This window comes from Nocardia acidivorans NBRC 108247, assembly GCF_001625085.1.
Taxonomy (GTDB): domain Bacteria; phylum Actinomycetota; class Actinomycetes; order Mycobacteriales; family Mycobacteriaceae; genus Nocardia; species Nocardia acidivorans.
In genome coordinates this window covers 141,344-162,246 of sequence record NZ_BDAW01000014.1, presented here as the reverse complement: position 1 = coordinate 162,246, position 20,903 = coordinate 141,344, and the positions used below count along the sequence as shown (strand labels likewise).

The window sequence follows — 20,903 nt, the reverse complement described above, 5'->3', positions numbered from 1 at the left end:
CCCGGCCGAGCTCAGCCCGACCACCCGCAGCCAAACTCCCTCGCCACGAAGGAAACCCAGATGCCCTCTCTGAACCCCCACCTGCCCAGCCTGCCGAATCCGATCATCCCCCGACCCACCAGCATCGCCGAGTGGCACAAGCGGCTCGACGAACGGCACACCGCCGCACTGGAGGTCGCAGACAACACCCTCGACGCCGCGCAGCAGCTCGCGAACTACGGCGACTACGCGGCCGCGGAATCCCTCATCGCCGAAGCCCGAACCTATTTCGACGAAGCGCAGACCATCGCCTCTATGCGTCTGCCACGCTGACCCGCACTATTGGTCGGTACCCTCCGAGCTGACGCTCTTGGGCCGATAGCGCAGGACCACGACATCACCGAGGGTGATCGCGTCGATGAATCCCAGCCTTCGGCGCGAACCACCAGGGAAGGACGCCGGATTCACGAAGCGAGGAGCGCCGGCCTGACCGACGAGCAGCGGGGCTACCACGTAGTGCAGCTCGTCGGCGAGATCGGCTGCGAGGATCGCGGTATGGATGTGTGTGCCTCCCTCGATCATCAGCTGGCCAACACCCCGGTTGCCCAGATCGTCGAGAAGGGATTCCCAGAAGAGCTCGTCGTCGGCGAGCTCGACGATCTCGGCGACTTCGCGGAGATCGTCGCCGATCTTCTTCCCGCCGTCGACTGTCGTGTAGACGAGTGGACGTCCGGCTTCCACGTGGTGATGAAACATGCGGGCGGCAGGGTCGATATTGCCGGACCGGGTCACAGTCACCTTGAGCAGATTGGTCGGTTTTCCCTGTGCTGCACGGGCTTTCTGTCGCTCTTCGCTGCGCAGCATCAAGCGAGGGTTGTCCCGGCGGACGGTCTCTGCTCCGATGAGGATGGCGTCGGACTCCGCGCGGACCCTGTCGACACGGTCGAAGTCCGCGTCATTGGACAGGAGGAGACGGTCGGGGGTCATGTCGTCGATGTATCCGTCGAGACTGCTTGCAACGGAGAGCACTACGTACGGTCTGGGCAACTCTCGGCCTTCCAGGTTGAATATTCGACAAAGAACTCTTCGACGCCGGGTTGAGTACTGGCACGGTCGATCATGCCGGACAAGCGCTCGACCTTATGCAGGATGCGCGCTGACCCCGTGCCGAGACCGATCCCCAGCGCCGCGCGCCCGAGTTCGGCGGCGGGCTCGATCGCGCCAGCCGCCATATACGCGACGGCTGCCCTGGCCATGCAGACGCCCTTGTCGCGCGGGTAGCCAGGTTGGATGTGCCTCATCACGCTCTCGAATTGGTCTGTGGCGCTGACATATCGGCCGGTCTCGGCATGGCTATACGCCTGAAATGCATCAACGTAGGGGATGTCGACGAACATTCCCCACGTCTGGTCGGAGTTCGCCTGTGTCGCCATCGCCCGAGCCTCGTCGTACGCGCGGTCACTTCGCCGATGATCGCCAGCAAGCGCGAACCCATGCGCCTGAAATGTCAATATGGCCGCCATGTACAGGGTGCCCTGCGGCGCACTGCGTTTCGCTGCGTCGGCCAGCTCGATGGAGCCGCCTCCGTCTCCTTGATCGCCCGCAAGCTGGCTCATGCGGGCCAACGAGAGACCGATGTAGTAGTCATCGGCAAGTTGGTGCGACCAGCGCAGGGCTCGATCTGACCAGTACTGGGCATTCTCGAAATCACGCTGATCTTGAAACTCCCAGGCTGCTGTCTCCGCGTACATCGCCATCATCCGCAGGATCTCCTGCTTCTTGCCCACTCCCGCCGCATTCAGCTGTTGCAGCAGGTTGAGATCGTCGAGGAGGTGAGGCAGCGTCTGCGCCGACCCGTACAGATTGTCGGAGTCGATCAACGAGATCCGGCGCTTTTCGAAGTGTGCTCTGTGGTCGACCGAGGAATTTGCAAACATGCTGGCCATCGCCCGATAGTTCACGTTGGCGGCTGAGCTGCCGATAGCGCCAGCTGGCCCCGTTGTCGCCGCGAGCGCGCCCACCCCAATTCCGGCAAGGAACTGCCGCCGAGGAACTGCCACGAGGACTACTTCCCCGGTGAGGGTGCGTGCCGAGACAACGATGTAGTCGTCGGCAACCCCTCCCACGAGTGATTCCATCGGGATGAAATCAGCGGGAACGTTGGCCGGATTGTGAAGAAGTTCCCAGAAGCGTTGCAGGACGACAGGTCCTGCCGCGTCGAGCTTCTCGTCCATCCGTTGTGCGTACCGGGCACTGAGTTGAATCGTCGCGGCACGACGTTCCCATTTCTTGACGGCGTCGACTGTGACCCCAACATGGTGTGCGAATGCCTCCTGCGTCATCCGTATTGCATCGCGGAACGCCTTGCATTCAACCCCAGACCACCGTGTGCATGTGCTCATCGGCTACCCCTGTGCCCCATGGTGACCTGAGAGTACTCGTCCAGTACACGTTGGGTCACTCGTTCGTCAGCCAGGTGGGTAGAAGAGTTGATTCCTACCCGGAGGGGTAGCCATCGACAGCACCTATCCGCCAAGTGCGCCTCTGGGTCGATTCGATGAATAGGGGCGACCATGAGGGCAAAACCAAAAGCGCTCGGCTATCTCCGGAAAGACATCTGCGGAGTCCAGCAGGAGTGGGACGAGACCCGAATGCGAAGTGTTGCAGGCAGATTGGGATACCAACTGCTGAAGACGGTGGCTTTCAGTGAGCACACCCACCAACCGATTCAACGACTCATCAACGTGGCGCGGCAACTGGGCATTGAGGCGGTCATCGTGCCAGGAGCGCACCATTTCGACGGTCGCGAGATCCCTCCGGAGCTTGTGCAGGTCGTCGACGTGATCACCGTAGAACCCGAAAGCACCTACGCGAGAACATCTACCGGCCAGCTGCCCGAGTTGAACGGGGTGCAGAGATGACCTCTCCGATTGAAGGACTTGTCATCGGGCGACCGCTGCCGATCCTCGCCCCGGCGACCATTGCCGCGCTCCAACCCTCGCTTCGGGATGTCGTCGAATATCGCAAGTCGGGCCTCAGCCTGAACTGGATAGTCGGCTGCCCGCTCGACTGCGGGTACTGCGTGCGGCACTTCTTCGACAACTACGACATGAAGGTGCCGCGCGCACTCATGCCGGAGGACCAGGCAGCAGAAATGCTGGTCACCCACAAGTACTTCCGGCCGCACATCACGCCGATTCAGTTGCTCAACCGAGCGACTGATCCAATGTTGCCCCGCGTCAAACCGCACACTTTCGCGATGCTTCGGCTACTCGACCTGAAGGGCCTGACCAATCACGTTCTGGTCATCACCCGGTGGCGCATCGACCCGGAGGATTGCGCAATCCTCAACTCGTTCAAGAATATTCGCCTGACCATCCTGGTTACGCACTCGGGCATCTCCGACGATCGCATCGAGCCAGTGGACTCGAACATCGCCGCAACCTCGCTGCGGGTCGCCTACGAGAACGCACGTCGGTATCGGGTGATCCTGTACTGGCGGCCGATCGTGCCGGGGCTCAATGACAGTGACAATCACCTGCGGCGGGGCCTGGAACTCAGCCGGTTCGCGCACGCCACCGTCTTCACTGGCCTGTTCTACAAGGACCAGATCAAGCAGTATTTCCAAGCGCAGGGCCTGCCGGAACCGTACGACGAAGGCCCTCGAAGAAAGATCATGCCCGAAGCGCTCGAACAGCGGATTCTCGACGCTGCGGCGGGATTCGAGGGCGGATCACCCCTTTTCCGGAAGACCTCCTGCGGGGTGGCCTACGCTCACGGAGTCGCCGACTACAACGGTCACTACGGCATCCGCGAACTGTGCGACATTTGCCCGGTTGCGCAGATCGGTCGTTGCGCCGATGCGTGGAAGCGGCCAGCAGAATCCGAGGTCGACGCCTTCGCCCAGCAGCTCGGTGGCGCGCTCATCGAGATCAACGAGCGCGCAATAGTGGTCGAGGGCTTGCCCGAACAGCCGCGGTACCTCATGCAACACAATCTGGGATATCAGGTGCACGACGTCGCCAGGCCCCACCAGCTGAATCATCATGGCCGCGCCGACATCGGCTGGCCCGCAACCGAGGAGACACTGTGACTTCCCCATACACAGAGATCCCCGCCGCGCTGCGCGGTCACGATATCGCTGTCGTCGACGTCGAAGGCAACGGCCAGGTACCGCCGGAGATCATCGAGATCGCTGTCATTCCGGTCGCCGGTACCGCCGTCTCTCCCGACGACATCCGGACATGGCTCGTCCGGCCGAAGAACCCGATTACACCGATCGTCACTCGCAAGGTGCACGGGATCAGCAATCGGGACGTCGCCGACTGCCCGGAATGGGAGGACGTAGCCCCGAAGATCAGCCGCCTGATGTTCGGCCGAGTCCTGGTGGCGCACAACGCGAATGTCGAACAGAAGGTGCTGTCACGACAATTGCCCGATTGGAAGCCGCTCATGGTGCTCGACACCCTGCGTCTTTCCAAAGCCCTGTGGCCCGGCCTCAAGGGCTACGGGCTGGAGAAGCTCATAGAGCACGCAGAGCTGGACACATCCGCCCTGGCCGATCAGGGGCACCACCGCGCCGGATACGACGCCTGGGCGGCATGGCAGCTGCTGTGCCGCCTCGTGCGGGACAGCGAACTCGACTGGGACGGAGTCGTTCAGGCCGGCGGCCTGCCCGAGTTCGTGAGACCGCCTGACTCCGAAGGCGGCCTGTGGTGAGCGACGTAACTGAGGTCAACCGGCCGATCACGGTCGCGGTCATGGGCACCCATTCCTCGGGCAAATCCACATTCCTCGGGAAGCTGGCAGCTGAGTTGCGGCGCAGGCGAATCCAGGTAGCGACCGTCGCCGATCTCGGCGAAGAGGCGATGCGGATCGGGTTGCCGATCCTGTCCCGCCACACCTGGGCATCGACCCTGTGGATCATCACACGCGGGATCAGCAACGAGATCGAGGCGTGGTCGAATGCCGACGTCGTACTCATCGACCGGGGCGTACCCGACGCGCTCGGCTACTACGAAGCCGCGCTGGAATACCGTGGTGTCCTGCCTGATCCGGACAAGATCGCACCCCTGGAACAGCTCGTCTCCGCGCACAGTTGCCACTACGATCTCATGCTGCGGACAGTGCTGAATCCGCAACTTCCGTTGGGAGATAACAAACCCCGCGACAAGGATCTGACGTTTCGCGCGCTGGCCGACGCTCATATCGAAAAGGTGCTTGGGCGGCTCAACGTTGAGCACACACTGGTCACGAGCGAGACCCGAGACCATGCGTTCTACAACGCTCTGACCTTCATCGACAACCGAATCAAACAACCCAGGACTGGAAGGCAATAGATGGCGGACTTCCCGGTGTGCGTGCAAGTTCTGTTTCTCCGCGACGACCACGTGTTACTCGCTAAGCGCCAGAACAGTGCTGCCGAAAGGCAATGGTGCGCACCAGGAGGTTCCCTCGAACACGGCGAGGACGCCGTCACTGCCGCCCTCCGAGAAACCAGGGAGGAGATCGGCATTCAGTTGCGCTCCTCCGAGGTCGAGATGGCCGCCGTACTGCACATGAACGCGTGGCAGTACGGCGTCTCTCGTATCGTGTTCACCTTCCAAGCACACGCCTGGGACGGCGAACCCAGCAACAAAGAGCCCCACGTATGTTCGGAATTGCAATGGTTTCCGGTCGACGAACTGCCGTCCGCCACGATGACAAGCACACGCGTCGGCATCGACCTTGCTCGGCGAGGTGAGCGGTTCGCCGCGATCGGGTGGAACACCGCCCAGTAAGCGCCCCGGAACGCGCTTCGTGCCTGACTCCAAATCCGCAGTGTCGCATCACCGCCGGTAGGCTCCAGCCGTCGGCGTCGCGTGCAAAACTCCCTGCACCGCCTCCGAAATCCCGAGGGTGAACGTTCGGCGATCTTGTGCCGCGCATCCTCAGCAGACGCCCCCACTCCCAGCCGCGTGCTGGTCGTAGCGGGGGCGTCTCGCTTTCCTCGCCCCTCCCCGGCAAGGCCGCCCCCGCGCACACCACAGCGCACATTGGCGGATGAGGTCCGGCCTCCGAGGAGGGGCGAGGACGGTCAGCCCAGACGGCCCGGCCGCCCTCCCCGGCCGCCAGGTGCGCCCGGCGCACCGCGAGGAGGCACTCAGGTGCCCAGAGATCGAACCAGCCCCGTATCCATCGACAAACGCAAACGCATGGCGCAAGCCCTCCAGCTCCGGGAGACCGGCGCGAACTACCGGCAGATCGCCCAAGCGCTCGACATCTCGACCTCGACTGCGCACGCCTACGTCGATGAAGCGATGAAGGAACTCACGCGAGAGCCCGCGGAGTCCCTTCTCGCTCTGGAGCTGTCCCGGCTGGACGCGATGCTGCTCGGCATCTGGAAGAAAGCATCACGCGGTGACCTCCAGTCCATTGACCGCGCCCTGAAGATCATGGAGCGGCGCACGAAGTACACCGGCCTCGACCAGCTGGCTGCGCTGAAGATGGCCCAAGACGGCAAAGACCTACCCGCCGTGGACGCCTGGCTGGACGCGATGCTTTCCAGCGGCGCCAGCGACATCGACGAACTTGGGCAGGCGGCGTGACCACAATCCGGCCGCTCGTCGGCAAGCAGCTGCTCGCAGTCCAGAACTCGACCGCGCGCCAGAACATCTACGAGGGAAGTGTCCGTTCGTCCAAAACGATCTGCTCGCTGATCGACTGGATCCGCTATTGCCGCCAGGGGCCACCCGGCGCGCTGCTCATGACCGGGCGGACCGAGCGCACGATCATCAACAACCTCGTTCTCCCGATTCAGGACATGCTCGGGCCGGGTCGCGTTTCGATCAACCGAGGCAACGGCACCGTCAATATCTGCGGTCGCACAGTCATTCTCGTCGGAGCGAACAATGAAGCGGCCAGGACGAAAATCCAGGGCCTCACCCTGGCGGGAGCCTACGTCGACGAGGCACCGACGCTGCCCGAGTCGTACTGGAACATGCTGTTCTCCCGGCTCTCGGTGCCCGGTGCGCAGATGTTCGCGACCGGCAACCCGGAGTCACCACGCCACTGGTTCAAGACACAGTGGCTTGACCGCGCAAAGCTCTGGATTCAGGACGACGGCACCATTCTCGACCGCCGCGACGACTACGCCAGGCTCCAGCCCGGCGACCCGGACCGGCCGCTGGATCTCCACCGGTTCACATTCATCCTGGATGACAACCCGAATCTCGACCCGGACTTCGTTGCGGCGCTGAAGTCCAGCTACAGCGGCGTCTGGTATCTGCGCTTTGTCCTGGGCAAGTGGGTCGTCGCCGACGGCGCGGTCTATGACAAGTTCGACGAGGCAAAGCACAAGCTGCCCTACAAGGAACTGCCGACGATGGCGCGCGTTCTGGCGCTGGGGATCGACTACGGCACGACTAACCCGACCGCCGGAATCCTGATGGGGATCGGCGTGGACGGCCTGCTGTACGCCATCGACGAATGGGCCCCGCCTCGCGGCACCGACGCCGAACTGTCTGCGGCGCTCGCGGAATGGCTGCGAGACACCAAGCACGAACCGGAGTGGGTGTTCGTCGACCCAGCCGCGGCGAGCTTCAAACTCCAGCTCTACCGCGACGACACCGCCCGCGTCGCAGACGCCACCAACGAGGTATTGGACGGCATCCGCACCGTCTCCGCCTTGTTCTCCACCGGCCAGCTGTTCATCTCCGACCGCTGCGAACGACTGCTGACCGAAATCCACGGCTACGTCTGGGATTCCAAGCAATCAGACAAGGGCCTCGACAAGCCGGTCAAGCTCGACGACCACTTCTGCGATGCCCTGCGCTACGCGGTCGCATCGTCGCAATTCGCCTGGTTCTCCCACCTGGCCACCCCGATTCCCGCAGCCAAGGAGGCAGCGTAGACATGCCGTTGCCTAATGCCAACCAGCCGTGGCCGCCCCGCCACCTCGCCCCCGCGTTCCAGATGTTCGCCACCTGTCAGGTGTGGTGGGAAGGCGACGCCGAAAAGCTGTCCGCCAGCCACGGGGAACCGGCTCGGTCCGGGCTCGGCGGCACGCTGCGAGATCGAATCAAACGCCTGTTCTGGGGCACCAAACCCGATGTGTCGAACCAGATCCGGCAGATCCACATCCCGATCGCTGCCGACCTCGTGCAGACCGCAGCATCGCTCCTGCTTCCGGACCCGGTCACCTTCCGCGCTGCCAAGGATGACGAAGACGCCAACGACGAGGCACGAGAGCGGATCGACAAGATCCTGAACTCGCCGCAAATGCATTCGGCGATGCTGCGCGGCGCGGAGTCAGGTTCGGCGCTCGGCGGCGTGTACGCGCGGATCGTCTGGAATTCGACCGTCAAGGACCACGCGTGGCTGGACTTCGTGGACGCCGACCAAGTAGTGCCCGAATTCATTTACGGCGAGCTGTCCGCCGCGACCATCTGGGAAGTAGTGGACCAGAACGAATCCGAGGACCGCGTCCTCCGGCACCTGGAACGCCACGAACCCGGCTACGTCGAATACCACTCGGACGGCACCGAAACGCAGGTCTACGGCCGCATCTATCACGGTCTGTATGAGGGCACCGCGATCACCCTCGGTCGCGAAATCGACCTGTCGGCCCACCCTGAGACCAAGGGAATCCCGGTCAACGAAGAGGGCTACGTCGACACCGGATCTGCCGGCCTGACCGCCTTCTACTTCCCGAACGCACTGCCCAACCCCGTCTTTCGCGGCAAGGGCACACTCCAGCACTTCGGCCGCTCGGATATCGGCGACCCCGCTGTGATCGGCCTGATGGACCAGATTGACGAGACATATTCGTCGCTGGCGCGCGACGTGCGCCTGGCCAAGGCCCGACTGATGGTCTCCGAGCACCTGCTAGAGGTGAAGGGGCCGGGCAAGGGCACGACGTTCAACGTCGAGCAAGAGGTGTACGAGCGGGTCGGCGGCGTCCCTAACGGCAACCCGGTCATCGAGGCGCACCAGTTTGCGATCCGAGTCGACGACCATCTCCGTACCGGCGAAGGATTCCTGCGCGCGATCCTGCGACGAGTCGGGTTCTCCCCGTACACGTTCGGACTCGCGGATGACTCAGGCGCGGCCATGACGGCAACGGAAGTCGATGCCAAGAAGGACGCCAGCACCGCGACGTTCAAGACCCGCTCCGGCATCTGGAAAGCCGTACTCGCACAAGCTGCCCGGACGCTGATCGAAGTGGATGCCGCCGTGTTCGACACGGGCGCGATGCTCGGCCAGGAACTTGAGGTGCGCTGGCCTCCCGCCGCCCGGCAGTCGCTGCTGTCGATGGGCCAGACCCTCCAAGCGATCGAATCCGCGAAGGCGGCGTCGACCGAATGGAAGGTCCGCTATCTGAATCCGGACTACGACGACCAACAGGTCGCCGATGAGGTTGCACGGATTCTCGATGAAGGCACGGTCGCCGACCCGCTGGCACTCGGCGCGGATCAGCCCTTCCCTGAAACCGATCCGGTCGAGGAAGACCCCGCCGAAGACGAGGACGCCGACGAGGCGGACCCCGAATTGGACGACAAGGAGGACGACGGCGACGAGCTGTCGTTCGCTGCATAACGGAAGGCGGGCTCGCGCATGGCATTCGAGCCCGCCGACGTTGCTGGTCTGCAAGACGGTGTCGCCCAGATCTACGCGGACGCCGAGGTACAGCTACTCGCCCGCGTCGCCAAGGCGATTGAGAAGGGCATCGACTCCCCGCAGTGGGTAAGCGTGCAGCTCGCCGAAATTGCACGCCTGTCGACGGAGGCCCGGGGGTTCCTGCTGTCACTGGATCCACTCGTCGCCCAACAGATCGAGGCCGCGCTACTGGCCGCGCACGCGACTGGCGTCGCTGCCGCCGACTCCGACGTTCCAGGACCGCCATCGAGTACGCCTGCACCAATCGTTTCCCAGGAGGCTGTTTCGGCTCTCGCAGCGGAAGCGACCGCGGCTGTCGTATCGACGCATTCGCAGATCCTGCGATCGACCGTGGACGCCTACCGGCAGGTTGTCGCGGACGTATCCGGCCGCGTCGTAACAGGCGTCGCCACCCGCCGCGACGCAACTCAGGCCGCCCTGGATCACTTCGCCGCACGCGGAATCACCAGCTTCCGAGACAAGGCCGGACGCAACTGGCGTATCGACACGTACGCCGAAATGGCCGTCCGCACAGCCGCTCTACGCGCGCTGAAACAGGGCCACACCGACCGGCTGTTGCAGCGAGGCTACGACCTGGTCGTCATCTCCAGCCATCCGCGACCCGCGCCCCAATGCCGGAAGTTCGAGGGCCGCATCGTCTCCCTGACCGGCGACACCCCGAACGGCAAGGTCGAAGCGACGTCACCGCTGACCGGCGCACCCGTCACTGAAACGGTCGTCGCATCCATGCGTGAGGCCCAGGCCAGCGGGCTCCACCACCCGAACTGCAAGCACACCCACACGTTGTGGGTTCCTGGCGCCCCTCGCCCGAAGGTCGAACCGTACGACGAACAGGGCTACGCAGATGAGCAGAAGCTCCGCCGCCTGGAACGGGCTGTGCGCGAGGCGAAACGGCAGCAGGCGGCCGCGATCACGCCGGAAGCCAAGGAGTCCGCTACCACGAAGGTTCGCGCCCGCCAGGCCGCGATCCGCGATCACGTCGGCCGGACAGGCGTTCCACGTCGCAACCATCGCGAGCAGCTGCGCGACGGCAACGCTGGCAACGCCCACAGCCTGAACACGCTCACTCGCAATCCGAATCCGCCAGAGCTACCGGCCAAAACGGAGATGGTGGAATCCAAGTTGCCGCGGCGCAGGCGCGAGCTGGAGCACTTGGACGACACACAACTCGCTGATCTCGCTGAGAAGGCAGTCAACGGTCTCGATATGGATCTGCTCGACCGTATCGAGGTCGAGGATCAGCATCGCCGCAAGCTCGCTGCCAAGCGGGCCGAGCGGTGGGCAGGCTATGAGCGCGAGTACGACGAGCTCATAGCCGAAGGCTGGGACCACGAATCTGCGGTCGAGAAGGCGTATGGCATTTCGGTGAAAACCCAACGCTCGCAAGCGGCGATCTCAATGCTGCGCGGGCAGGGGTACGAGGGCAAGTCGTTCAAAGACCTGTCGCGGCACGCGTACAAGGATCACGCCTACGGGCAGTGGCTACGAGCTGAAGAGGCCACGAACGGCTACATGCTCAGTAAGGCAGGGCAGGCGGCCGGGATAGATCCGCGCTCCCTGTGGTTCGGTAACGCCAAGGCAGCCGAGAAGTACGCATCCGAAGAACTGCGCGCATTCTGGGACCAGCACGGACGCCCGACGCTCGATGAGTTCAGGGCGGACCTGCTCGATCCACAGGAGGCAGACCGAATACGAAGCGCGAGAAAGGATTTCCTGCGATGAGCGGAAGCGATCTCTACCACTCCTATCACGAGGGCCTTGCCGCTGCTAGTCAGGTTGACGCCGTCAATCCGTACGCGCCTGCGCCGGAGGGGAGCGCCCGAGCACTGCTAGCCCGCATGTGGCTGCGCGGTCGCCTGAAATACGCACTTGACGATGACACCAAGTGACGGCGCTTGCGATTATCCGATGGGGTTGTACTTCAACCTGTCCACAGCGATCTTGAACCCGTCTGCCTCGCAAGCAGTTTCAACGCGCTGCAGGCCGTTGTTGAATGCTCTTCCTGTCGCGCCCGAATATGTGACCGATCGCGGCTCGTCAGGAGGCAGCTGCCCGACTACAGCCGAGATGCGATCCTTCACGTCGCCTGCGGCGGTCAACGAAATCTTGTCCAGGTCCGCAACGCCGTCTTTCAGTGTCTGGTTGTACTGCGGAAGTGTCATCGTCCCCTTCCCTGCAGCCATGAGCGCGAGGTACTTGTTCATCTGGGTCTGAAAGGTCTTGCAGGCTGGCTCGTTCGTCTGTTTGGCATCGGATTTGTCTCCGCCGCACCCCGCAAGCGCAAGTCCGCAGACGACGATCACGACAGCCGCACGGCCTCGATTGAACATGTCTCCCCTTTGATCATGAAAGCGAACGACATTATGGCACAGCAGAACTCGGCAATCAGCCTATCTGTGACACTTTCGCGAATCTGATCTCCGAAACCCACGCCTCGCCCTAGCAAGCGGGCGTCCTTCGTGTGCCCGCCGGGCGCGGACGCACCAATCACACAGCACCCCAGGAGGGTTCGTCATGTCCACTGCCCCGACCGTCACCGACGCACCGTCGACCCCCGAGGCCGACGCCGTCGACCCCGACACCACGTCCGATACTCCAGATGCCCCGCAGGGCGGGGAACAGGAGTCCGGCAGTGTCGATGCCCCCGAAGGCGGCGAAGGTACCGCCGGTGCTCCGCAGGGCAGCAAGGCCGACGATCCGCGGCTGCGGACCGCGCGGAACGATGCCGCCAGCTACCGCACCCGCGCCAAGAAGGCCGAAACCGACCTGACTGAGTTCAAGAACCAGGTTGGCAAGCTGTTCGGCTTCGTCTCCGACGAGGACGCCAGTGATCCGAAGAAGCTGACTGCACAGCTCAAGTCGGCCGTGGACGAGGCTCACGAGGCCCGCATCGAACTGGCCGTCTTCCGCGCCGCAGGCAAGGAGATCGACGCAGATGCTCTGCTCGACTCCCGGACCTTCGCCGCGACCGTTTCCAAGCTCGACGCCAGCGCCGACGACTTCGCCGCCCAGGTGGCAGCGGAAATCGCCAAGGCCGTCGAGAAGAGCCCCAAGTTCCGCCTCGCCCCGGCGGCTGAGCCGCCCAAGCCCCCGAAGCGCTCCGGCGCTGACACCGGCTCTGGCAAGGGCGAGAACTCCGGCCAGCTCACTTACGCGCAGTACCAGGCACTTTCGCCGACGGAGCGCGTGAAGGCGGTCAAGGAAGGCCGAGCGAACCAAATCCTCGGCCGCAAGTAACCCCCACACCCCCTCTCAAGGAGTGGCCGCATGGCTATCAACTTCATTCCCGAATTCTGGTCCGATCAGGTCCTACTGCCGTTCGAAGCCGATCTGGTGTTCGGCCAGCCCAAGGTGGCGAACCGCAAGTATGAGGGCACCATCCGAGAGAAGGGCGATACCGTCCACGTCTCGTCCATCGGTGATCCGACGGTCAAGAAGTACGACAAGACCACCGACCTCGAAGTCGAGGATCTGACCGACGGCGAGACCGCCATGGTCATCGACCAGGGCGACTACTTCGGCTTCCGCGTCAACGACATCGAGAAGCTCCAGGCCGCACAGAACTTCGAGGACCCGGCCACTGCTCGCGCTGGCTACAAGCTTCAGAACCAGGTCGACCTGTTCCTGTACAACCAGCTCAAGGCTGGTGTGCTGGCAGGTAACAACCTCGGCCGCATCACCGTGACCGAAGCCGAGCCCGAGAAGGCGACCGCCGGTCAGCTGAGCATGTACCGCGTCGCGGTCAAGCTGCGCGAGAAGCTGGATCGCGCCTCGGTCCCCAAGACCGGCCGCTACCTGGCCATCCCGCCCGAGCTGCTCTCGCCGCTGCTGCTGGACGCGCGTTTCATCAATGCGGAAAAGCTGGGCAGTGTCGGCCCGCTGCTGAACGGCACCGTCGGCCGCATGGCCGGTTTCGACATTCTGGAGTCGAACAACATCAACAAGGTCGGCGGTGCTGGCGCGAACAAGGACGACTACGTGATCGTCGCGGGCATCTCCGAGGCTCTGTCGTTCGCCAACCAGCTGTCCAACGTCGAGACCATCCGCGACCCGAAGCGCTTCGCGAACATCGTGCGTGGTGTGAACATCTACGGCGGCAAGGTTTTCCGGCCCGAGGGCCTGGCCTCCGCTTCGGTGCTGCTCGCCCCGCCGGCCTGATCCTTCCCTGAGTGAGCGCATCCTCAACGCCCCATCACCGGCGTCGAGGATGCGCTGATCAGCCTATCCCCGAAGAGGTTTCGTGCTCACGTACGCCACCGTCGACCAGCTTGCCGAGCATGTGACGGCGGCCCAGCTCGACAAGCTCGCCGAGGGCGACGCCGCCAGATATATCCGCGAGGCCACACGACTTGTGCGGACAGCGACGAAGAACGACCTGTACGACGCGACTCCAGCTGGCACGCCAACCGACCCCGTGCTGACTGACGCGCTGGCAGTAGCGACCTGCGTCCAGGTTCGTGAGTGGATCCGCAACGATATCAACCCACTCGCGGGCGCGGCAGGGATCGCCCCGACCGTTGCCGCCGCCTCGACGAACGGGTCTTCGGTCAGCTACACCGGCGACCAGGCCACCGCTCGCGCCCAGCTGCTCACCGAGCTGGCCGACGCCGCATGGGCCGAACTGCGCAACGTTGGGCTCGGCTCCCTGAGCGTGGCGCGCCGATGAGTGACCCGCTCGGAATGTTCTGGCATCACATGGTTTTGGTGCGTCGATATGTCGGCACCGGCGCGGCGGGGCCGGAATACGCGGCCCCGACAGCCGAACGCGGCAACGTTGCGGTCAAGCGGCAAGTGGTGCGCGATGGCAGCGGCGACGAGATCACCTCGTCGACCACGATCGTCTTCCCTCCATCGGTGGCTTCCATCCCGCCCGGCTCCGAGGTGGCCCTACCGGCTGAATTCGGCGGGGGCACTGCGGATGTTGTGTCTGTGACCGCATCCAATGCCGGTCCGCCCTTCCCCGATACCCAAGTCGTCTACCTCGAATAGAAGGAGGCCGCACGATGGCATTTTCGATGCGATGGGACGGCCGCCAAATCGCAGCATCCGCCAGCACTGGCCTGAATGAGGGCCTGTTCCAGGCAGCTGAAGTGCTACTAGCGCAGGCGAATTCGCTCGTTCCGATCGAGGAGGGGCATCTCCAGAACTCGGGCGTAGCTGAGGTTCGCGACGGCAAAGGGCGTGTAGGTTTCAACACCCCGTATGCGCTCCGCCAGCACGAGGATCTGACTTACCGTCACCCCAACGGCCGCAGCGCGAAGTACCTGGAGAAGCCGCTCAACCAGTTCGGTCCGGAACTCGAAGCCATCGTGGCCGCCGCTGTTACGCGGTGGATCGGGTCATGACCACCGATACCGCGACGTTCGTCGACGCCCTCGCCCGCTACCTCGACAGTGCTGGACTTGTCCGATACCAGCTTGTCGGCGCGTACGCGGAGGGCGATATCCCGGCGACGTTCTTCAACCTGCTTCCCGCGAAACCCGAGGCAGCGCTGGCTATCACGGTCTACGACGAGTTGTTCGACCGCGACGACCACAATCCGGACGTATACGTGCAGCTGCGCTGGCGTCTCCCCGGACGAGACCCGCGCAGCGTCGACCGGATCGCCGACGACGCGAACGCAATCCTGCACGACAAGACCCACCTAACCTTCCCAGGCGGCGTCCGAGTGCTGCTGTGCCGCAGAAAGGTTCGCGGCCTCACCACCCCAGATTCCAACGGCCGGTTCGAGCGCGCCGACTCATACGTTTTCACCCTCAATCCAGGAGGCACGACATCGTGACCACTCTCCAGGCCCCCAACTCCGCGGGCATGGCTACCGCACTCGCCCGTGACTACGCCGTCCAGGTCGACATCAACTACGGCACCGCCCAGGCAGCTACCCCTGAATGGGTGTTCGTGATGGGCCTGAACAAGGTCTCGCCGTCCAACGACATCACACTCCAGGACGACGGCGACATCCACTCCAATGGCCGCAAGAGCCAGATCGCGACTGCGATCGGCGAGAACCTGGAACTCGGCGGCCTGCGTAAGGGCAACATTGCGCCGGGCTTCGTCGCAGACCCCGGTCAGGAGAAGCTGCGCGGACATGGCGAGGACATCGGTTCCGCGAACACGGCGCACGTCCGCTACTGGCGTACCGACGGCATCGACGAAGCCAAGGAAGGTTACTTCGCCGTCTCCTGGGTTTCGGCTGCCGACGACAAGGAGGGTCTGTACGGCTTCACCGTCACCCTGACCGGCAAGGGCCAGCACAAGAAGATCGCCAAGCCGACTACCGTTACCGCAAAGGCCATCACCCTCCCGACCGCGACTGGCGGCACCTTCACCGTCACCGTGGACGGTCAGACCACGGCCGGTATCGCCTACAACGCGACCAAGGACGCGGTTAAGACCGCGCTGGAGCTTCTGACGACTGTGGGCGCGGGCAAGGCGGAAGTCACTGGCAGCGCGGGCGGCCCGTACACGGTCAGCCTGCCCGGCACCGTCACGACCGTGACGGCCTCCGGCTCGAGCCTGACCCCGCCGGGCGCAATCACCGTCGCCTGATCCCGGAAAGGCACGCATCGTGCAGGAATTCGACGAGTTCCTAGACCCGGACCTGTACCTGCCGGTGCGCGGCCAGCTCGTGCGCGTCGTCTCCCCTTCCGCATGGGATGGGCTGCGACTGCGCAGGCTTCTCGCTGACCTCGACGCGCTCACCCCCGAGGTAGAGCGTGTCGAGGTGCGGCGACTACTCGGCGCAGCGTGGGATGAGCTGGACCGACTAGGCGCAGACTCGACCATCATCGGATTGGCCGGACGCGCGGCCCTGCTGCACTTCGGCAAGAGCCCGGATGCGGCGGCAGCGTTTTGGAACGGCGAGATAGATCTCGACGCCGATGGAGAACCCGGTGTCTCCGTTGATGATTCGTCGCCCGGATATCTCGGACCGGACGATCCCGGCGGCGGCCCCATCGACCCAGCGAGCGGCCTTCGCGCCTGGTTCAACCCACCGGAGATGGCACCGGTCAACGCCCTTGCCCCCACCCTCTCGTGGCGAGAAGTGCTGGCGTGCTGGCGCGATATCGAACTCGACATGCACTCCGTGTTCGGAGTGGACGTCAATTCCGGTGTGTTGCACGAACGTCCGTGGCGCTGGTTGGAGGCGCGCATCCGCGACCTCGCCAGTTCGCCTACGACACGGCTGTATCGCGCAATCCTTCCCCCTACCGTGTGAGGACTACTTCTATGGCCGCGCTCCGCGACCTCGCCGAGTTTTACGACCCGGACCTCTCGCTGCCCATTGGCGGCGTCATCTACAAGGTCAAGAGCCCTGGCGTGACTGAAGCTGACCGCCTGCGGCTGCTCGTGCTCGACGACACCCTGTCCGCTGCAAAGGAATACGACGAGATTGTCAAGATTCTCGGTCCCGCGCGTGAAGAGATGGCCCGCAACGGAATCCCGGACACCATGGCCATGCACGCAGGCCGTACGGCACTGCTGCACTTCGGTGCGAGCCCGAGTCTCGGTCGCGCCAACTGGCAATTCGCCCAGCTCGCCGACTTCGTCGACATCCAAGCGGTTCTCGACTCCTCCACGGCAGACGACGAGGCGAAAGACGCTCGCGCCGAATAACTTTGATCGGAGCCGCTATGGCAACCAGGGTCGGCGAAATCTATGCCGAACTCACCCTCGACGACACGCGGTTCCAACGCAGTCTCGACAGCGCGGAGCGCGGCTTCACCGGCCTGCGCGGCGCTGCCGAGCGGGCCGCAGGTCAGATCGACCGCAGTTTCAGCAACACCGGCTCCAATATCGAACGGGGCGGCCTCGGCGCGCGCAACGCCGCGCGAGACATCGACCGGGTAGGCGACTCCGCGAGGGACGCTGCTCGCGACGTAGACCGAATCGAACGGTCAGCAGGACAGGCCGCCTCGGCGACGCGGCGCATTGACCTGCCTGCTGGCCTGTCGCAGGCGGCATCCCGTGCAGCGGACGCGCTGGGCAACCTCGGCCAGCGAGCGTCCGGCATGGCGTCCACGGGCTCATCCATGGGCGACTCGTTCGTGGGCGGCTTCGCAGGCAAACTCCAGGGCCTCGGAGGCAAAGGCGGCCCTATCGCCATGGCGCTGGTCGGGGTGGCCAGCGTTGGCCTAGCGGCCGGTGCGGTGCTTGCTGACGCGATCAGCGACGGAATGCAGATGGAGAAGGACCGGGACTTCATCCAAGCCCGCCTCGGCGTCAGCGATGAGACCATGCGCATCATCGGCACTGCCGCAGGCAATGCGTTCTCGAACGGGTGGGGCGAGTCGGTCAACGCCAACATGGAGACCATCCAGGATGGCATCAAGGGCGGCCTGTTCAACGGCGAGGAATCCTCGGCCGAGTTGCAGCCTCTCGTCGAAAAGATCACCGCCGTAAACGATCTCATCGGCGGCGACATGGAAGCCACGATCAAGGCCACCCGCGCCCTGATCCGCAACGGCTTGGCCGCTGATACGAGCGAAGCTTTCGACCTGATCGTCAAGAGCTACCAGCGCGGCGCGGACGCGGGCGGCGACATGCTCGACGTTATCGGCGAATACTCCAACGGCTGGAAGAACACCGGCTTCACCGGCAAGTTCGCAATGGGCCTCATCACGCAAGCCCTGGAGAACGGCGTCGACGTTGCCGACCGTGCAGGCGACGCCATCCGAGAATTCGGCCGTCGCATGACCGAAGAGCCCGACAAGATCAAAGAGGCGATCACCGGTCTCTCACTGCCCGCTGACGAGCTGTTCGACCAGCTCAAGGAAGGCGGCGCGACAGGCGAGGCGGCATTCGACAAGATCTTCGATGCCATCCGGGATATCAAGGACCCGCTGGAGCGCAACCAGGTCACCATGGCGCTCTTGGGCGACACCGCCGGAGACTTTATCGACACTTTCGGCCAGTGGGACCCCTCCCGCGCGGTCGCCGGTCTCGGCGATGTCGCTGGCGCCGCTGAGAAGGCGATGGTCACCATGGGTGACAACGCCGCCTCCCACCTCCAGGCGGCGCAGAACTCGATCACGATGTCGATGGATGACGTCAAACTTGCGCTCGGGGAAGCCTTTGGGCCGACGCTCGCGAAGGTCGCCGACTGGGTCTCGACCCACAAGCCCGAGATCATCTCGTTTTTCACCGGACTGGCAGATGCGGGCCTGGCGTGCCTGGATGGGCTGATCACCTTCACCTCCGGAGCCCTGCGCGCGTTCGCGTCCATGCAAGAGGGAATCGGCAACGCGCTCGGTGTCGTCCTGAAGGGGCTCGGAGGCTTCGGCGAGAAACTGGGCGGCATCATCAAGCACATCCCCGGCATGGAGGATGCGGGCAAGGCGATCGAGGGCGCTGGCTCCGCGACAAAGCTGTACGGCGACATGGTCGACGGCGCGGCCGACAAGGCTCGCGCGCTGGCTGACACGCTCGACAGTGCGAAGCCCAAGATCGACGGCATCCGTGAATCTGTCCGCAACGCTGGACAGCAAGCCGCGGACTCTGCTGAATTGACCCGCTTGTTCGGTGGCGCGGTCGATGCGATCCCAGACGAAAAGGATCTGATCGTCAAAGCCTTGACCGAGGAGGCCAAGGCCAAGCTGGAGGCGTTCGGGTACAAGGTCGAGAACCTGCCAGACGGGACGACGAAGGTCACCGCGAATACCGCTGACGCACAGCGCATCCTGGACGCCTTTATCGCCCAGAACAACGGCAAGAAGATCACCACGTACACCACGAACGAGATCCGCGACGTTGCCATCCAGGCGACGAAGAACGCCGGCCTGGACCCGTCGAAGGGCGTGGTTCCGGGGCCGTACATCATGCCCGACGGCACAGCCAGGGCTGATGGCGGCGTGGACCTCGCTCGATACGCGGACGGCAACCTCCCTGGTGCCGCTGAAATCAAGCCAGCTACAGGCCAATTGGTGCAATGGGCGGAGCCAGAGACGGGCGGCGAGGCGTTCATCCCGCTGGCGGCCTCGAAACGGTCCCGCTCGACTGCGATCCTCGCTGATGTCGCGAAGCGGTTCGGTTACGACCTGCTCCGCTTCGCCGAAGGCGGAATCACCCCTGCCACTGTCCAACAGTCCGATCTCGCTGAGGCGACCGAATACGCCAGGCGTATGGCTGGAGTTCGGTACGAGCTGGGCGGCTTCGCGCCCGACAAGATGGACTGCTCCGGCTTCGTTTCGGCGGTTATCAACGAAGCGATGGGTCTCAACGCCTACGACTCGCGCATGTCCACCGCGTCCGAGGGCTCATGGCTGACTGGCCTCGGTGCGCAGCTGGGCAAGGGCGCGGCGGGAACGCTGCGAGTCGGCTGGACCACGAACGGCGCGGCAGGCGGGCACACCGCCGGAACCTTTCCCGACGGAACGAATTTCGAGTCGAACGGGTCCGACGGTGTAGTGATCGGCGGCAAGACCGGTGCGGACGATCCGATGTTCACCGATCACGCGTTCTTTCCGCTGGGTGGTGATCTCGGCGGTGCGGCTGGTTCACCGAGCAAGCTCGACGGCAAGGACGGCAGCGGCTCGCCCTCTTCGACTACTCCAGTCGACTCTGGCGCGACTGACGGGTCTCGTGTGTTCGTAACGAACTGGCCAGATTCATTGGGAGGCAAGCCTGTAGAGCGGACTCCGCTAGCGAGTTTCCAGGCGAGGTTCTTCGCGGATGGATCGGAGAACCACGTCGCCCAAATCGCCAAGGGCGGCGATATGCGCGTCTGGGCGGAGCCGGAGACCGGCGGCGAGGCGTACATCCCGTTGTCCGCAGCGAAAAGAGCGCGCTCCACCGACATCCTCCGCAAAGTCGCTGACCGGTTCGGGTTCTCCTTGAGCCCGTTCGCGAATGGCGGTTTCGGTGGCGTGGGCAGCTCCGGGGACGGAGGAGTGCACACCGGCTCTTGGGCCGTTCTCACACAGGGCGACCAAGGGGATATCCCGCTGTCGACGCCGGGCAAGTCGGCGGGACTCAACGGAGTGCTCTCCGATGCGTACCGGGCAGCTAGCTTCCTCGCGGGCAGCGCGCTCGCGCTCCGCTCCGGCTGGGACGACACCGGCAAGTTCGTCGGCTTCGACACCGGCAACACGGCGATTCCCGGCCTGGACGGTCAGCTGGAGACGCTCGGCGAGAAGCTCGACGAAATCGTAGCTGCCGCACAGAAACCCAATCCTGTTGAGGTATCGGTCGACATCGACACGGCGGCACGCCAAGCGAACATCAACATCACTCAGCTGGGGCTCTAGGGCTCCAGCTTTTTCGTTAGA

General features: G+C 64.1%; 24 protein-coding genes. 21 read left to right on the top strand and 3 right to left on the bottom strand.

What is annotated here, in order from left to right:
- The first annotated feature begins 60 nt into the window (after positions 1-60).
- A complete protein-coding gene (locus NA10_RS09030; protein ID WP_157556260.1) occupies positions 61-312 on the top strand; it encodes a hypothetical protein in 252 nt (83 codons plus the stop codon).
- A gap of 6 nt (positions 313-318) precedes the next feature.
- Here the strand turns inward: NA10_RS09030 and NA10_RS09025 are convergent, their stop codons facing one another.
- Both NA10_RS09025 and NA10_RS09020 read right to left on the bottom strand, forming a co-directional pair.
- Positions 319-966, bottom strand: a complete 648-nt coding sequence (locus NA10_RS09025) for a RibD family protein (protein WP_245677104.1) — start codon at positions 964-966, stop codon at positions 319-321.
- Between the two features lie 41 nt (positions 967-1,007).
- Complete coding sequence (locus tag NA10_RS09020; RefSeq protein WP_157556258.1) at positions 1,008-2,213, bottom strand: NsdA family TPR-like regulatory protein; 1,206 nt, start codon at positions 2,211-2,213, stop codon at positions 1,008-1,010.
- Between the two features lie 339 nt (positions 2,214-2,552).
- Here NA10_RS09020 and NA10_RS09015 point away from each other — a divergent pair, with 339 nt between their 5' ends.
- The 10 genes from NA10_RS09015 to NA10_RS36530 all read left to right on the top strand — a co-directional run bounded on the left by NA10_RS09015 (position 2,553) and on the right by NA10_RS36530 (position 11,525).
- Positions 2,553-2,900, top strand: a complete 348-nt coding sequence (locus tag NA10_RS09015) for a hypothetical protein (protein ID WP_067565845.1) — start codon at positions 2,553-2,555, stop codon at positions 2,898-2,900.
- A gap of 161 nt (positions 2,901-3,061) precedes the next feature.
- Positions 3,062-4,072: a radical SAM protein gene (locus tag NA10_RS09010; protein WP_245677103.1), complete on the top strand. Its 1,011-nt coding sequence runs from the start codon at positions 3,062-3,064 to the stop codon at positions 4,070-4,072.
- The gene (locus NA10_RS09005; RefSeq protein ID WP_169812551.1) at positions 4,069-4,698 is read left to right on the top strand and encodes a 3'-5' exonuclease; all 630 of its coding nucleotides are present in this window, start codon (positions 4,069-4,071) and stop codon (positions 4,696-4,698) included. Before NA10_RS09010 ends, NA10_RS09005 begins: the two co-directional genes overlap by 4 nt.
- A complete protein-coding gene (locus tag NA10_RS09000; protein WP_157556256.1) occupies positions 4,695-5,318 on the top strand; it encodes an AAA family ATPase in 624 nt (207 codons plus the stop codon). The genes NA10_RS09005 and NA10_RS09000 overlap by 4 nt, the downstream gene beginning before the upstream one ends.
- The gene (locus tag NA10_RS08995; protein WP_067565837.1) at positions 5,319-5,759 is read left to right on the top strand and encodes an NUDIX domain-containing protein; all 441 of its coding nucleotides are present in this window, start codon (positions 5,319-5,321) and stop codon (positions 5,757-5,759) included.
- 366 nt (positions 5,760-6,125) lie between these two features.
- Positions 6,126-6,566 carry a helix-turn-helix domain-containing protein gene (locus tag NA10_RS08990; RefSeq protein ID WP_157556254.1) on the top strand — a complete coding sequence of 147 codons (441 nt, stop codon included), beginning with the start codon at positions 6,126-6,128 and terminating at the stop codon, positions 6,564-6,566.
- Positions 6,563-7,870 (top strand): PBSX family phage terminase large subunit, encoded by a 1,308-nt coding sequence (locus tag NA10_RS08985; RefSeq protein ID WP_067565832.1) that lies wholly within the window; start codon positions 6,563-6,565, stop codon positions 7,868-7,870. Before NA10_RS08990 ends, NA10_RS08985 begins: the two co-directional genes overlap by 4 nt.
- Positions 7,871-7,872: 2 nt before the next feature.
- Positions 7,873-9,555 (top strand): phage portal protein, encoded by a 1,683-nt coding sequence (locus tag NA10_RS08980; protein ID WP_157556252.1) that lies wholly within the window; start codon positions 7,873-7,875, stop codon positions 9,553-9,555.
- An 18-nt stretch (positions 9,556-9,573) separates the two neighbouring features.
- The gene (locus NA10_RS08975) at positions 9,574-11,358 is read left to right on the top strand and encodes a phage minor capsid protein (RefSeq protein WP_067565826.1); all 1,785 of its coding nucleotides are present in this window, start codon (positions 9,574-9,576) and stop codon (positions 11,356-11,358) included.
- Entirely contained in the window at positions 11,355-11,525 is a 171-nt protein-coding gene (locus NA10_RS36530) for a hypothetical protein (RefSeq protein ID WP_157556250.1), read from the top strand. The genes NA10_RS08975 and NA10_RS36530 overlap by 4 nt, the downstream gene beginning before the upstream one ends.
- A 12-nt stretch (positions 11,526-11,537) precedes the next feature.
- On the opposite strand, the gene NA10_RS08970 is transcribed toward NA10_RS36530, so the two are convergent.
- On the bottom strand, positions 11,538-11,966 hold the full coding sequence (locus tag NA10_RS08970) for a hypothetical protein (protein ID WP_157556248.1): 429 nt from the start codon (positions 11,964-11,966) through the stop codon (positions 11,538-11,540).
- A gap of 184 nt (positions 11,967-12,150) precedes the next feature.
- Here NA10_RS08970 and NA10_RS08965 point away from each other — a divergent pair, with 184 nt between their 5' ends.
- The 10 genes from NA10_RS08965 (at position 12,151) to NA10_RS08920 (ending at position 20,882) form a co-directional block, all read left to right on the top strand.
- Positions 12,151-12,873, top strand: a complete 723-nt coding sequence (locus NA10_RS08965) for a hypothetical protein (protein ID WP_067565819.1) — start codon at positions 12,151-12,153, stop codon at positions 12,871-12,873.
- A gap of 30 nt (positions 12,874-12,903) precedes the next feature.
- Positions 12,904-13,794: a phage major capsid protein gene (locus tag NA10_RS08960; RefSeq protein WP_067565816.1), complete on the top strand. Its 891-nt coding sequence runs from the start codon at positions 12,904-12,906 to the stop codon at positions 13,792-13,794.
- Between the two features lie 82 nt (positions 13,795-13,876).
- Positions 13,877-14,302 carry a hypothetical protein gene (locus NA10_RS08955; protein WP_067565812.1) on the top strand — a complete coding sequence of 142 codons (426 nt, stop codon included), beginning with the start codon at positions 13,877-13,879 and terminating at the stop codon, positions 14,300-14,302.
- Entirely contained in the window at positions 14,299-14,625 is a 327-nt protein-coding gene (locus NA10_RS08950; protein ID WP_157556246.1) for a hypothetical protein, read from the top strand. Before NA10_RS08955 ends, NA10_RS08950 begins: the two co-directional genes overlap by 4 nt.
- Positions 14,626-14,639: 14 nt before the next feature.
- Positions 14,640-14,981, top strand: coding sequence for a minor capsid protein (locus tag NA10_RS08945; protein ID WP_067565805.1), 342 nt, complete (start codon positions 14,640-14,642; stop codon positions 14,979-14,981).
- Positions 14,978-15,418 (top strand): minor capsid protein, encoded by a 441-nt coding sequence (locus tag NA10_RS08940; RefSeq protein ID WP_067566140.1) that lies wholly within the window; start codon positions 14,978-14,980, stop codon positions 15,416-15,418. The genes NA10_RS08945 and NA10_RS08940 overlap by 4 nt, the downstream gene beginning before the upstream one ends.
- Entirely contained in the window at positions 15,415-16,185 is a 771-nt protein-coding gene (locus tag NA10_RS08935; protein WP_157556244.1) for a phage tail tube protein, read from the top strand. Before NA10_RS08940 ends, NA10_RS08935 begins: the two co-directional genes overlap by 4 nt.
- A 19-nt stretch (positions 16,186-16,204) precedes the next feature.
- Positions 16,205-16,855, top strand: a complete 651-nt coding sequence (locus tag NA10_RS38130) for a DUF7426 family protein (protein WP_218021486.1) — start codon at positions 16,205-16,207, stop codon at positions 16,853-16,855.
- A gap of 11 nt (positions 16,856-16,866) precedes the next feature.
- On the top strand, positions 16,867-17,253 hold the full coding sequence (locus NA10_RS08925; protein WP_067565799.1) for a DUF7426 family protein: 387 nt from the start codon (positions 16,867-16,869) through the stop codon (positions 17,251-17,253).
- A gap of 17 nt (positions 17,254-17,270) precedes the next feature.
- Complete coding sequence (locus NA10_RS08920; RefSeq protein ID WP_067565793.1) at positions 17,271-20,882, top strand: phage tail tape measure protein; 3,612 nt, start codon at positions 17,271-17,273, stop codon at positions 20,880-20,882.
- The last annotated feature ends 21 nt before the right edge of the window (positions 20,883-20,903 follow it).

Coding starts and splice junctions, on each gene's coding strand:
- NA10_RS09030 (WP_157556260.1), top strand. CDS start 61: ATGCCCTCTCTGAACCCCCACCTGCCCAGCCTGCCGAATCCGATCATC.
- NA10_RS09025 (WP_245677104.1), bottom strand. CDS start 966: ATGACCCCCGACCGTCTCCTCCTGTCCAATGACGCGGACTTCGACCGT.
- NA10_RS09020 (WP_157556258.1), bottom strand. CDS start 2,213: ATGGACGAGAAGCTCGACGCGGCAGGACCTGTCGTCCTGCAACGCTTC.
- NA10_RS09015 (WP_067565845.1), top strand. CDS start 2,553: ATGAGGGCAAAACCAAAAGCGCTCGGCTATCTCCGGAAAGACATCTGC.
- NA10_RS08995 (WP_067565837.1), top strand. CDS start 5,319: ATGGCGGACTTCCCGGTGTGCGTGCAAGTTCTGTTTCTCCGCGACGAC.
- NA10_RS08980 (WP_157556252.1), top strand. CDS start 7,873: ATGCCGTTGCCTAATGCCAACCAGCCGTGGCCGCCCCGCCACCTCGCC.
- NA10_RS08975 (WP_067565826.1), top strand. CDS start 9,574: ATGGCATTCGAGCCCGCCGACGTTGCTGGTCTGCAAGACGGTGTCGCC.
- NA10_RS36530 (WP_157556250.1), top strand. CDS start 11,355: ATGAGCGGAAGCGATCTCTACCACTCCTATCACGAGGGCCTTGCCGCT.
- NA10_RS08970 (WP_157556248.1), bottom strand. CDS start 11,966: ATGTTCAATCGAGGCCGTGCGGCTGTCGTGATCGTCGTCTGCGGACTT.
- NA10_RS08965 (WP_067565819.1), top strand. CDS start 12,151: ATGTCCACTGCCCCGACCGTCACCGACGCACCGTCGACCCCCGAGGCC.
- NA10_RS08960 (WP_067565816.1), top strand. CDS start 12,904: ATGGCTATCAACTTCATTCCCGAATTCTGGTCCGATCAGGTCCTACTG.
- NA10_RS08950 (WP_157556246.1), top strand. CDS start 14,299: ATGAGTGACCCGCTCGGAATGTTCTGGCATCACATGGTTTTGGTGCGT.
- NA10_RS08945 (WP_067565805.1), top strand. CDS start 14,640: ATGGCATTTTCGATGCGATGGGACGGCCGCCAAATCGCAGCATCCGCC.
- NA10_RS08940 (WP_067566140.1), top strand. CDS start 14,978: ATGACCACCGATACCGCGACGTTCGTCGACGCCCTCGCCCGCTACCTC.
- NA10_RS08925 (WP_067565799.1), top strand. CDS start 16,867: ATGGCCGCGCTCCGCGACCTCGCCGAGTTTTACGACCCGGACCTCTCG.
- NA10_RS08920 (WP_067565793.1), top strand. CDS start 17,271: ATGGCAACCAGGGTCGGCGAAATCTATGCCGAACTCACCCTCGACGAC.